A 13175-nucleotide genomic window follows, 5' to 3' on the forward strand; every position below is an offset into this window, starting at 1 on the left:
TTATTGAGGATTTTTATTTTGTGAGTTTTTAGCATTCTCACTTTCAATTCTTTCATATCTTTTCTTGCGCATTTCTTTTTGTCATTCAACTTCTTCTTTGAATAAATTTAAAAATGAAAACATTTTCTGTTGTTTTAAAAATCCACATAAACCAATATAGTTCATTTTTAAAGGACTAAAGTTAATTCGACCAATATCTAAATCGCATTGAATAGTTGTAATCCTTTTAGAGATTTCAATTTGTTCTTGAAATTCTTTTAAACGATTAATTACTGTTGGTTTGAATCCTTCAATAGCATCAATATCTCGTAAAATACAATCAACACATCCATATTGATTTATTAAACTTAAAGCTGTGTTTTGGTGAATACCTTTAACACCAGCAATGTTATCTGAACTATCTCCGCATAAACTTTTTAAGTCAGGAATATGTTTAGGAACAACACCCATAAGCTCTTTAACTTTATTGGCATCAATTTGAACTGGTTCTTCTTTGTTAGTTTGTTGAGAAATAACTTTAACCTTATCATCTACTAATTGGTAAATGTCTTTATCTCCAGACAAAATTTCGAAACTAAAACCTAGCTTACATCCAATTTTACAGATTGTTCCAATCACATCGTCACCTTCACAAGTAGGGTGTTCATATCTTGGAATCTTAGCAGCATCTAAAAACTCACGCATAATTTGCATTTGAGGTTTTAGATCTTCAGGAGTTTCTTTTCTCTTTTCTTTGTATTTGGGATATAACTCTTTTCTTCAACAAGCTCTACCAACATCAAGAGCAACAATCACTGTGTGATATTTACCTGATTTTATTAATTCAGAAATATTGTAGACAAATACATAAACAGCATTTATCAATTGACCATCACGGTTTAATGATTGTCTTTTTCTTTTTAAAGATCCGTAATAGCCCTTATAAAGTAAATGATAACCATCAATTATTAGTATTGGCTTTTTAGTTTTTTGGATATTGTTGTTAACCATATTGGCTCCTTAGAAAATAATAATTTTCTCTTCTATTAATTCTATCAAATCGCTTATTGAAGATAATGCTGTCTCATTTTTTGTAGTACCTACAATTTGAACCTTGTCTTCAATATATGTTTTTGATATATTTATAAATTCTTTTTGAACATGCAATTCAATTTTCTTAACACTAGAGATATTAAATAAAAATGTTAATTGAATCCCTGTTTCCAAATCTTTTAATAAATTGTTTTCGTTTACAATTGTCTTAATCCCTTGAGTATATGAACGCGTTAACGGACCAGTACCCAGTTTGGTACCCCCAAAATATCGAACAACAAAAACAATAACGTTAGTTAATAACATTGACTTTAATGTCTTTAATATTGCGTCTCCGCTAGTACCAGAAGGTTCTCCATCATTGTGAAATGATTCAGTAACATGTACTCCATCATTCAAAATATAAGCTCAACAATTGTGTCTAGCATCTTTTTGTAAGTTTTCTTTTATAACACTATCAATATCTGACTTAGAATAAACTCGTTTAACAATGGTAATGAAGCGTGACTTCTTGATAACAAATTCATTTGTGTATAAGTTGTCTGTTTTTAAAATCTTCATAATTACCATTACATTATTATTTTATAGCAAAACCAACTAATTTGATTTTTGTTTTAGAGCATATAGTAGAATATAGTTAATGAGGTAATTAATATGAAATTAACAGCAAAAGATTTGGTAGATCATTTTGGATTAAAAGTGGAAAGTGGAAGCGAATACTTAAACAACAAAATAGTAACTTATGGAATGAATAGACCTGGACTAGAACTAGCTGGTTTTGTACCAAAGGGAACAAACTCACATAGAATAATGCTTTTGTCTTCTAAAGAGTTTGAATACTTAGAACAATTTAAAAAAGAAGAACAAATTGAAAAGTTAACTTCAATTTTTAAATTAAATATTCCAGCTTTCATATTAACTCCTAAATTTAAAAACAAACATATGTTGGAAGTTTCAAAAAAATTTAAAATTCCTGTTTTAAGATCTTCTGATCAAAAAACAAGTTCATTTACACAAAATGTACTTAGTTGATTAGATGAATACTTTAGTGAAACTACTGAAGTACATGCTTCATTGGTAAATATTTTTGGTAAGGGAGTTCTTATCATTGGAAGAAGTGGTATTGGTAAATCAGAACTTGTTATGGATCTTGTTAAAACTAATCACTTATTTGTTGGAGATGATAGAATCGTTATTACCAAAAAAGCTAATAGATTGTTTGGTAAATCACATCCATTACTTACAAACTTAATTGAAGTACGTGGTATTGGTATTGTTGAAATGCAAAAGTTATTTGGTTATCAAATAATTCAAAAAGAAACTGCAGTTGATGTTGTTATTGAAATTACAGATTTTAATAAAGAGGATGTGTTTGATAGATTGGGAAATGATTTTTCAACTAAGGAATACTTAGGACTAAAAATTCCATACATTCAGATGCCAGTTTCATCAGGTAGAAACTTATCAAGCTTAATTGAAACAGCTGTCTCTCAATTAAAATCTACTGAAGCAAATGACTTTATACCAGCTACAGAAATACTATCTGCAAGATTAAAGGACTTTGAGGAATAAAGATGAGTTGGCTACCAGGTGGTAAAAATCAAAGCTTAGAGGAGTTAATGAAACTTGGCAATAATGTTGAAGTTGCAGTAGAACCTCTCTTTTTTATGTATCCACTAATGATTACTATTGGTGGTTTTTTAGCTATTGGTTTAATTTATTTAAGAATTTGAAAAAGGGGTATTCCTTTATCAAATATGGTTACCTTAACTTATATTGCCTTACCAGCAGCAGTAATTGGAGCATCATTTTTTGGTAAATTAGGGGGATTTAATTACGGATGACAAATCTGAAATTACTTTATGTTTTGAAGAAGTGGGATGTCAATTTTTGGTGGAATGGTATTTGGTTCATTTGCTGGATATATTTATCTAAGACAAGTAAGCTATAAATTGCAAATCTCAATATGAGTATATTTAGATTGTATTGTTCCTGCTATTTTAATTGCTCAGGCTTTAGGAAGATGAGGTAACTTATTTAATCATGAGATTTTAGGTAATGAACTTAGTGTTGAAGAATTATGAAAAATAGAATGGCTACCTAATTGAATAAAATTTAGATTATATCCAATGTATGTTCCTGATGAAAATGGTATATCAGAAATAGTGAAAGGATACACTTTCCATGAACCATTATTCTTATATGAATCAATTGCTAACTTAATATTATTTTTAGTAATTATGTTTTTAGTTCCATTTTTATTTAAATTATTTAGTCCTAAACCTTGAAAGAAAAATCCACATGCGTTTCCAATTAAAGGTGTTGCAATAAGCAAAGAAGAACTTTTATCAATACCTGTTCAAAGAGAATTAGACCTAAAGACTGATGGTTCACGTTATTGATATACAAAAGCTAATGCTTGAAAGCGTGCATATTATTTATATGAAGCAGATAACAAGTTAGCTGAACAATATATAATTGCAAATGATGATCATGAAAAAATTCAAGAAGTCGCGAGTATGGAGTACGAAAATATAAAAGGAAAATTTAGAGCAAAAATAAAATTGACTTCAGATAAGCAAAAAATTAAGGAATTAAAAAAGCAAAGATCAATTGCACTAAGACCTTATAGATGAGATAGATTCAAAGTTGTTAACTCATTAACAAAGGACTCTAAATTGTTATATAATTTAAACAACCCAGATGGATATAAAGTGATGCACAGCGGAGTGCAAGCATCACTTTACCTAATGGGTTATTCAATCATTCGTATGTCTTTAGAACACCAAAGAACAGGATTTGATTTAACCTTTAAATTCTCAATGGCTGCAAATTACATATTCTTAGTAACGGTATTTTTAGTATCAATATTTGCACTTGTACTAGTACAGTTCATTGCGCCATATAAGTGAAGACAACCAGAATGGTTGTATGAAAAATCATATTAATATAAAAAGGAGAAATAATTATATGAATAAAAAATTTGACATAATTATTGCTGGAGCTGGTCCTGCTGGATTATCTGCTGCAATTTATGCAGCACGTGCTGAAATGAATGTTGCAGTATTAGAAAGGTCAACGCCAGGTGGTAAAGTTATGAAAACTGCTGAAGTTGAAAACTATCCAGGTTTTAATACAATACTTGGACCTGAATTAGGAATTAAATTTTTTGAACAAGCCATGAATTTGGGAGCTAACTTTATTTATGCAGGATTAAAATCATTTAAAAAAGAAAATGACACATTTATTGTTACTTTAGAAAATGGTGAAGTTATCGAATCCAAAGCTCTAATTATTGCAACAGGAAGTAAAGAAAACTTAATTGGAGTTCCCGGTGAAGTTGAATTGTATGGAAAAGGTGTTTCATATTGTGCAGCTTGTGATGCTGCTTTCCACAAAGGGAAAGAAGTTGTAGTAGTAGGTGGTGGTTATTCTGCTATTGAAGAAGCTATATTCTTGACTCGTTTTGTTAACAAAGTTTACTTGGTACACAGAAGGCAAGAATTTAGAGCAGATAAAAAGTCTGTTGATAAAGCAAAAGCAAATCCAAAAATTGAATTTATCTTAGATTCAGTTGTTACAAAAATTAATGGAACAAACAAAGTTGAAACAGTTGATGTTAAATCGTTGATTACTAATGATATAAAAACTATACCAGTTTCAGCAATATTTCCTTTTATTGGACAAACAGCAGAATCAAAATTTATTGAAGATGAAAAATTAATGAATAGTGATAAAAATATCATTGTTAATGAAAAAATGGAGACAACTGTAAAAGGACTATGATCAGCTGGAGATGTACGTGTTACACCTTTTAGACAAATTGCCACAGCTGTTGCTGATGGAGCTTTAGCAGGACAAGAAGCAGTTAAATATTTAGAATTGCTAGACTAATATCAAACATTTATTAATCAAGTGGAGAAATAAAATGAATTGATGAAATAACTGAGAAAATAATGAATATGGAAAACCAGGTTATGGTATTTGAACTTTTGATGAGCAGCTCCAAATTGGTGGTTTTCAAGGTTATGCTTTAGTTATTTCTTCTTCTATTTTAGTAGCAATTGTCATTTCTGTAATCTCATGTCGTATTAGAAAAATACCAGTAACTGAAATAATAATTGCACTTTCAGTACTTGTACCTTTTTCTTTGATGGGGGCGTCATTATTTGGGAAGATAGGTATAAAAGGTTATAGCCATAACATAATAGATCTAATTGCTTTTTGAGAAGCAGGTATGGCTATTCATGGAGGAATATTATTTGCGGCAATCGGAGCTACTCCTCTTGCTTGATATGTTTCTAGAAAATATAAAATTTCAATATTAGCAATCTTAGATTCAATCTTGCCACATATATTATTATCACAAGCCATTGGTAGATGAGGTAATTATTTCAACCATGAGCTAATGGGGCCACCAATGACTGAACTTTCTGGTGGATCAGCTGAAGCTTTATCATTATCTGGTTTCTGAAGAAATCTAGTATTATATGGTCATGGTAATTTTTATATAATGCATCCATATTTCTTGTATGAATCAATTGGTTTAGGATTAGCTTGAGCATTAATAATTGGTGCACCTTACTTTGTATCTTTATTTTCTGGACCAAATAAAAAATATAAAGATCAATTCTATATAAATGCAAACGATACATTTAAATCTTTATTTGTTTGAAATAAAGAATGACCTCATTCATACCAAGGAGTATGAAATGAAGCATTTATTGATAAAATCAATTCAGAAGAAAGAATCAAATATGAAGAAAATTTAAACACTTACAAAACACGTTGACAAAAAGGTAAAGCTTTATACAAAGCTAACAATCCAGATAATTATATAGTTCTGCATAGTGGTGTTAAAACAGGCGCTTATTTATTCTTATGAAATATAGTAAGGGTATTCTTAGAAGTCTCAAAAGCAGAAGATTCTTTATTTATTAAATACGATAAACCATTATCTGTTACACTAATTTCTTTAACAGCTTTAGCTGGTTTAGCAATTGCATTATTGTGTCAATTCGTTGCACCATACGTATTAAGAAAAACTGAATATAAATATGAAAAACAATATTTTTATTTAAGTAAATAATTTAACAAGGCGGTATACATATGTCATTTTCATTAGAAGTAAAAGAAGATATTCTTTCTCATACATTTAAAGAAAAACAGGTTAGCGCCTTTTTAAATGCTTATATTAAATATAATGCAAATTTTTCAATTACAAATAAAGGGCTATCAATTCAGATGTCTTCAAATAGTAATAAAGTAATTCGTTCAATATATGAACACCTTAAAACAATATTTAAAGGTGACATTGATATAAGAATTATTCAACATCAAAAATTAAAGAAAAATAAAGTATTTGAATTAATTCTTTCAGGAGAAATTCAAAAATTTTTAACAGAACAAAATATATATGACTTTGACAATGGAGACAAAGTAATTAGAATTCCAAGTGAATGAACTAAAAAAGAAAGTATTCATCGTTCATATGTAGCTGGTTTATTTGTGGCTTGTGGTTCAGTTAATTCACCAACTACAACTAACTATCATTTAGAACTCCAATTCAATGAAGAAGATTCAGCAACATACGCAATGGAGCTGTTAAAAAATTTTCCATTTAAATTAATTGTTCGTAAAAATAAATATGTAATTTATATGAAGAAATCAACATTAATTTCTGACTTTTTGCGATACATAGATGCGACAACATCAATGATGAATTATGAAGCAACTAGAATTGATCGTGACTTTCAAAATAGTTTAAACAGAACAATTAATTTAGATGTATCCAATCAAAAGAAAACAAACAAGGCTGCTGAATATCAAATTGAATTAATTAATAAATTAATGAGTTCAGAAAAATTTAGAGATATGTCTAAAAAAATAAAAGCATTGTGTAAAATAAGATTATCAAATCCTGATTCTTCTTTTTCTGAACTTGAGTATTTAATGAGAGTTGAAGGTATTAGTATAACAAAAGCAGGTATAAGTAATTTGTTTAAAATAATGCAACGTGAGGTTAATGATAATTAATATGGAAAACAGTAATACACCAGAAATAATAAATATTTTTGCAAAGAATATGAAAAAAATTAGATTAGAAAGAAAATTATCTCAGGAACAATTATCTTTTGAATCTGGTTTACATAAAAACTATATATCTGATGCTGAAAGAGGTTATAGAAATATATCACTTAAGGCTGTAGAAAAAATAGCTAAGGGACTTCATGTTAACGTAGACGAGTTGTTTAAAAAGTAAAGTTAAATACAATAAAAATTAAGTCTCACATCTAATTTATGAGACTTGATTTTTTTTTTTTTTGGTAAAAGTAATTAAAAATATCTAACTAATTTGGAGTAAAAAAGTGTTCGTTCTTAAAACAAAGAATATAATTGTTGAAAAAAGAAGAAGTTCTAATATTGAAGTATTAAGGTTTATACTATGTATCTTTGTTGTAATAATTCATGTTCATGGAGTATTTGATTACTCGCTTTCATTAACTTATTCAGCTGTGACCATTTTTGCAATTATTTCAGGATTTTATCTATTTGAAAGAAATGATAGCTACCTAGGATTTAAATTTATACCCACAATTATTTTTTTAATAAGTCTAAATGTTTTAATAACTTTAATTACACACTCAATAACAGGAACTTTAAATACTATTGATTGAACAAAGACCTTCCTATTTGGACAAGTACAATTTTGGTATCTATGAGCAATGCTTTTCACATTATTTATTTCACCATTATTGTTTCTTGGTATTAAACACTTGGATAAATATACGTCACTTACAATTATTATAATTTTTTATCTGGTAGTTCAATTATCACAATTGAATTATATTTATACTGTTGATTCATATAGATATTCAAACCCGTTTGTTTTATTTTTTCTTTGATGTTTGGAGCTTGGACTAAAAAATATTTAGCAGAAGGGCTTCTTTTAAAAAAAGAAATTGGTATTAAATATATGTTTACCTGTATTAGTAATTTTAGTTTTTATTAAAGTGCTTTCGTATTCTTTATTATTAAATGTTTTAGATAAAAATCAATCATATCCATTTTTGAATATTATTTCTTCACTATCAACATCAAATCAAAGTGCTTTAACTATAGTTGCTGGATTTTGTATATTTTCACTATTTTATATTTGAGATATTAAATATAGTAAATTTTTAAATTATTTAGGTAGTTTATCAATTATTGTTTATGCTGCACACTACACAATCTTGTATTGGTATAAAGATCAATTTGTATCTAATTGAAATATGAGTAATGGTTTAGAAGACTTTATAGTGTTTGCATTAACACTGATAACAAGTATATTTATTTCAATATTAGTTTCTCCAATATTGAAAATATATCAAAAAAATATTAAGAAAATTTATACAAAAATATTAATTAAAATAAAAATTAGGTTAAGCAAAAAAGGGATATAGACGTTAACCATAAAGCATAAATAATCATTTTGGTAAAAATTACCACTTTTATTTAAAAGATTGAATTTTTTTTTTTTTTGTCAAAGATGTTATAATTTATACAAGCAATATTGGAATAAGTATTTTTGATTGATTAAAAAATATTATTAATTAATCTAATAATTATTTGTTAATTCAATATAGTGATAATAATCATAAATTAAATTTTAAAATAAGGAAAATTATATATGAAAAAATTATTAGCGATGTTAGGAGCTGCTGGATTAGTAGTTTCTACAAGTGCCGTATTGGTATCATGTGGTACAGATCCTGCACCAGTATCAGCAGACCAAAAAAAAGTTAATGAAGCAAAAGAAGCAGTTGAAAAAATTGCAAAACAAGAAACTTCAGAGGCTACAATAACTAAAGTTGAAGAAGTTATGAAAGGTTTTACAATTGAAGTAGCAGTTAAAGATGCAATTTCAGTTATTGCCAAAACTGAAGTTAAAGATCAGACAGTTATTGTTACTTTTAGCGCAAAAGTTGCAGTTGAAGCAAAAACTCCAGAAGTAACTTTTGAAGAAGGTGAAAACCCAGAAGTAACTTATGAATGAGCTGATTCAGAAGCTACAGCTACAGCTACATTATCATTTGGTAAAGTAGAAGTAGTTAAAGAAGAGTTATCAACTTTAATTAAAATTACAAATTTCGAAGACTTAGTAGATGCAGAAGTGACTACAATTACAGCAGCTATTAACGAAAAAAATGCTGGAGCAGAAGGTAACTATGAATTAGGAACTCCTGCTGAAGGTAAAGTTACAGCTACAGCTAAAGGTGATAAATACCAAGGAACTGTAAAAATTACTTTTAAAGTTAAAGATGCCGAAACAGAAACTCCTACAGTTTTATCATTTTTTTACCAAGCTTAGTAACAAGCAAGATTTATAAATTTTAAAATAGACTCAAGTCTATTTTTTTAATTATTAATTCTTTTAATTATTCAGTTAACGATAATATAGATTTTATAATAGTTTAGATTTTCTAATTACTAAAAATTTTAAAAAGTTTGTAGGATACAAAATAATATTTAAAGATGAATTTGATGTATATGAAAAGATTTAATCTTGTAATCAACATAGATTATGTTGATCAAATTGTTAATTCTAGTGTTCTAGATAAAAAGTGGATATCAAAATTAGATAAATTAAGGCTATTAGTGAATGTTTAGTCACATGACAACAATGTCGGTATTTTAGTAGAGACTGATAATTTTTACAGAAATAATTCTTGGTATAAATTGTTGCTTGTATGATAGCAATTTAAAAAAGTAAGATAATACTTTTATATTAAATTTGCCACTGTTAGATGATCTAATTTAGGATTGTTTCTAACATCTTTATATCCACCAAATAAAACATAAGGTTTTAGTCTTTTATTTTTTAGATCAATATATACATTTAAATTACTTCTATAATCATTGCTTATTAAAAGTATCTTTTTCCTTAGTTTGATTTTTTCATAATATTTTAATTTAAAAGTTGTAATAGGAATATTGATTGAACCAACTAGGTGATGTTCATTAAATGCTGCACTAGGTCTTAAGTCAATTACCTGTCATTTGTCTGAATTAAGTATTCGTTGTAATTTATTATTGTACTTGTGTTTAAACTTTCTTTTTCAATATCAATTCTTAAATATTGAATTAATAAAAGAAAACACATTATCTAATCACTGCATAAATCACCTTATATACTTAAATTATAGTATCATATCATTAAAGGAGAAAAGTGTATGAACTTATTTGCATATTCCAATTCATTTAAAGAAACAACTAATGCTGTAATATTTGGATTAGAAATTTTTTGTATGATTGTAGCTATTGTTATGATCATTGTTGGTTTGGTTCAAAATAAAAAATCTCAAACAGGTTTAAGTGCACTTAATGGTGGTAATGATGAACTGTTCGCTAACTCAAAAGAACGCGGACTAGATAAAACTCTTTCTCAAGTTATGCTTGGATTGGGTATTATTCTAGCATTAGTTGCAGTTGTCATGGCCATTCTGACTAACGTAATTTTGTAAAATGAAAAATAAAATTTTAAATATATTAAAAGCTAAAAAATCTATTTCTTTTATTGAATTAGCTGATGAATTAAAAATCAATAATGAATCTTTAGCAAAATCATTAAAAGAATTTGAAGAAACTAATGAAGTTGTTTTATCAATTAATAGTATTGTTTATTTTGTTGATGAAAAACAACAACTAGGAACAATTAGAATTAATTCTAAAAAATTTGGCTTCATTAAACCATTTGTTGGAGAAGATGATTTTTTTATACCTGGTATTGCTTTAAATGGCTGTCTTTCTTATGACACTGTTTTATTTTCAATTATTACTGAAGATGATGGTAGAACACGTGGAAATGTAATTGATGTTATTAAGCGTGAAATAAAATTCATGGTTGGTACTTTAGAAGAAAGCAGGGACAAAAAATTTATTGACTTTGTACCAAGTGATAAGGCTCTTATAAATTATAGAATTGTCTTGGTAAATAAATCTAAATTTAAATTGAAAGCTGATCTTATTGTTAGGGTTAAAGTTTCTAATGTTAAAGAAGGTAAACTGTTTGTTTATATCGAAGAAATAATTGGCGATGCTAATAAAGCAGTAGACAGAATAATATCAGTAGCTTATGAAAATGATTGTAAACCTGGGTTTGAACAGAATGTTTTGCAAGAAGCTGACAATGTTGCTAAACCAATTAACAAGGATCTTCCAGATATTAAAAAACGTTTGGAAAGAAACTTATATGATAAAACTATAGTTACAATTGATGGTGATGATTCTAAAGACTTAGATGACGCAATTTGTGTAACTAAAGTTAATGACAATTACTTATTAACTGTAGCTATAGCAGATGTTTCGTATTATGTTAGACCCAGAACTGAATTAGATAATGCAGCTCTATACAAAGGTAACTCAGTATATCTTGCAAATAAAGTATTGCCAATGTTACCTGAAGTATTGTCAAATGGTGTTTGCTCTCTAAATCCAAATGAAGATAAATTATGTATGGTAGCTGATATCTTGATAGATAAAACAGGTACTCATTTGAAAACAGATGTTTATGAATCTATTATGAAATCAAAAGGAAGATTAACTTATAAAAAAGTAAATGAGTTTTTTGAAACAAGAAAATCAGAATATCCAAAAGAAGTACAAGACATGCTTGATATTTCTTTTGAGCTACATGAAATATTAGAAAAACGAAAAAGACAAGAGGGAACAATTGATTTTGAAATTCCGGAACCCAAGGCAATATTGAATGATAAATTTGAAGTTATTGACATTATTGCTCGTGAGCGCGGGGAAAGTGAAAAATTGATCGAGAACTTTATGGTTGCTGCAAACGTTGCAGTAGCTAAAGTTGTACTAGATTTAGAAAAGCCATTTCTTTATAGAAATCATGGGCAACCAGAAGAAGAAAGTATTATTGAATGAATTAGCAATTTAAAAATGTTAGGTATTAACACTAACATTAATATAACTAATGGAATTACTCCAAAAGCTTTATCACAAGGTTTAAAAGATATTGATGCAGCTGTAACTGATCAAACTCGTAAAACAGTTATTAATATTACATTATTACATCATATGCAAAAGGCAGCTTATGAACCAGAAAACATTGGACACTTTGGATTAGCAGTTCCTTACTATACACACTTTACTTCTCCAATTAGACGTTATTCAGATTTAATGGTTCACCGTTACTTAAAAAAATTTGCTATTCAAAAGGATAACACTAACTTAGAGGCTGTTGAAAATTTTATTGAACGAGCATGTAAGATTATTAATGAAACAGAAAAAAAAGCTATCAATGCTGAGCGTGAAGTTAATAAAATGTGTATGGCTGAATATATGCAAAAATATATAGGGCAAGAATACGAAGGAATTATTTCAGCTGTTTTAAAATTTGGTATATTTGTACAGCTACCAAATTCAGTTGAGGGACTAATTCATATTTCATCAATGCCTGGAGCAGTCTATGATGAAAAAGGTGGAGTCATGTTAACATCTGACAAAAAAATGTGAAAACTTGGTGAAAAAATAAAAATCAAAGTAAAAGATGCAGACGTTAAAAAACGTATGATTGACTTTACATTTGCAAACACTAAATAAAAAGAATCATACAATGATTCTTTTTATTTATTTAAGTAGTTAATTATATAATTAATACAAATAGGAACTTAAACTAATGGCTGAAAAAATAATAGCTCTAAATAAAAAAGCAAAATTCAATTATGAAATATTGGATACTTATGAAGCTGGTATTTCGTTATTAGGGTCTGAGATTAAATCTATTCGTGTTAATGGTGCTTCTATTGTTGAATCATATATCTTGATGAGAAAAGGTAAACCTCAAGTACTAAACATGAATATACCTAAATATGAGTTCTCAACTCAAAAAGGTCATGAGCCCACTAGAACAAGAAACTTATTATTAAATGCAAGTGAAATAGAAAAGTGATCTAAAAAAATTCAAGAAGATAGATTAACAGTTGTTCCTTTAAAACTTTATTTAAAAGAAGGGTTGGCTAAACTAGAAATTGGCTTAGGTCGAGGTAAAAACACAGTAGATAAACGTGAAACAATTAAAACTCGTGATATATCAAGAAGGTTAAATAACATTAAAAAATAAAAAAACTCAATGAGTTTTT

At 27.8% G+C, this 13175-nt stretch carries 15 protein-coding genes; 12 read left to right on the plus strand and 3 right to left on the minus strand.

Annotation, left to right across the window (positions count from 1 at the left end; genetic code table 4):
* Both STIUS_RS00290 and STIUS_RS00295 read right to left on the minus strand, forming a co-directional pair.
* Entirely contained in the window at positions 1–990 is a 990-nt protein-coding gene (locus STIUS_RS00290) for a 5'-3' exonuclease (protein WP_162649277.1), read from the minus strand.
* A 9-nt stretch (positions 991–999) separates the two neighbouring features.
* A complete protein-coding gene (locus STIUS_RS00295) occupies positions 1000–1593 on the minus strand; it encodes a YigZ family protein (protein WP_162649278.1) in 594 nt (197 codons plus the stop codon).
* A gap of 93 nt (positions 1594–1686) precedes the next feature.
* Between STIUS_RS00295 and hprK the strand changes: the two genes are divergently transcribed.
* The 9 genes from hprK (at position 1687) to STIUS_RS00340 (ending at position 9385) form a co-directional block, all read left to right on the plus strand.
* The gene (hprK, locus tag STIUS_RS00300; RefSeq protein WP_162649279.1) at positions 1687–2604 is read left to right on the plus strand and encodes an HPr(Ser) kinase/phosphatase; all 918 of its coding nucleotides are present in this window, start codon (positions 1687–1689) and stop codon (positions 2602–2604) included.
* 2 nt (positions 2605–2606) lie between these two features.
* Positions 2607–3980 carry a prolipoprotein diacylglyceryl transferase gene (locus tag STIUS_RS00305; RefSeq protein WP_162649280.1) on the plus strand — a complete coding sequence of 458 codons (1374 nt, stop codon included), beginning with the start codon at positions 2607–2609 and terminating at the stop codon, positions 3978–3980.
* Between the two features lie 22 nt (positions 3981–4002).
* Complete coding sequence (gene trxB, locus STIUS_RS00310; RefSeq protein ID WP_162649281.1) at positions 4003–4926, plus strand: thioredoxin-disulfide reductase; 924 nt, start codon at positions 4003–4005, stop codon at positions 4924–4926.
* Positions 4927–4960: 34 nt separating this feature from the next.
* Positions 4961–6121, plus strand: coding sequence for a prolipoprotein diacylglyceryl transferase (locus tag STIUS_RS00315; RefSeq protein WP_162649282.1), 1161 nt, complete (start codon positions 4961–4963; stop codon positions 6119–6121).
* A 20-nt stretch (positions 6122–6141) separates the two neighbouring features.
* A complete protein-coding gene (gene whiA, locus STIUS_RS00320; protein WP_162649283.1) occupies positions 6142–7068 on the plus strand; it encodes a DNA-binding protein WhiA in 927 nt (308 codons plus the stop codon).
* A 1-nt stretch (position 7069) separates the two neighbouring features.
* Positions 7070–7294 carry a helix-turn-helix domain-containing protein gene (locus STIUS_RS00325; protein WP_238988691.1) on the plus strand — a complete coding sequence of 75 codons (225 nt, stop codon included), beginning with the start codon at positions 7070–7072 and terminating at the stop codon, positions 7292–7294.
* A gap of 106 nt (positions 7295–7400) precedes the next feature.
* Complete coding sequence (locus STIUS_RS00330) at positions 7401–7967, plus strand: acyltransferase family protein (protein WP_162649284.1); 567 nt, start codon at positions 7401–7403, stop codon at positions 7965–7967.
* A gap of 78 nt (positions 7968–8045) precedes the next feature.
* Positions 8046–8477: a hypothetical protein gene (locus tag STIUS_RS00335; RefSeq protein WP_162649286.1), complete on the plus strand. Its 432-nt coding sequence runs from the start codon at positions 8046–8048 to the stop codon at positions 8475–8477.
* Between the two features lie 227 nt (positions 8478–8704).
* The gene (locus STIUS_RS00340) at positions 8705–9385 is read left to right on the plus strand and encodes a lipoprotein (RefSeq protein ID WP_162649288.1); all 681 of its coding nucleotides are present in this window, start codon (positions 8705–8707) and stop codon (positions 9383–9385) included.
* Between the two features lie 412 nt (positions 9386–9797).
* Here the strand turns inward: STIUS_RS00340 and STIUS_RS00345 are convergent, their stop codons facing one another.
* Positions 9798–10193: a rhodanese-like domain-containing protein gene (locus STIUS_RS00345; protein WP_162649289.1), complete on the minus strand. Its 396-nt coding sequence runs from the start codon at positions 10191–10193 to the stop codon at positions 9798–9800.
* Between the two features lie 54 nt (positions 10194–10247).
* Here STIUS_RS00345 and secG point away from each other — a divergent pair, with 54 nt between their 5' ends.
* The 3 genes from secG (at position 10248) to smpB (ending at position 13156) form a co-directional block, all read left to right on the plus strand.
* The gene (secG, locus tag STIUS_RS00350) at positions 10248–10538 is read left to right on the plus strand and encodes a preprotein translocase subunit SecG (RefSeq protein ID WP_162649290.1); all 291 of its coding nucleotides are present in this window, start codon (positions 10248–10250) and stop codon (positions 10536–10538) included.
* A 1-nt stretch (position 10539) separates the two neighbouring features.
* On the plus strand, positions 10540–12636 hold the full coding sequence (gene rnr, locus STIUS_RS00355; protein ID WP_162649291.1) for a ribonuclease R: 2097 nt from the start codon (positions 10540–10542) through the stop codon (positions 12634–12636).
* Between the two features lie 76 nt (positions 12637–12712).
* Positions 12713–13156 carry an SsrA-binding protein SmpB gene (smpB, locus tag STIUS_RS00360; protein ID WP_162649292.1) on the plus strand — a complete coding sequence of 148 codons (444 nt, stop codon included), beginning with the start codon at positions 12713–12715 and terminating at the stop codon, positions 13154–13156.
* Positions 13157–13175 lie beyond the last annotated feature (19 nt).

It is taken from the genome of Spiroplasma sp. TIUS-1 (assembly GCF_010365785.1).
Lineage (GTDB): Bacteria > Bacillota_I > Bacilli_A > Mycoplasmatales > Mycoplasmataceae > TIUS-1.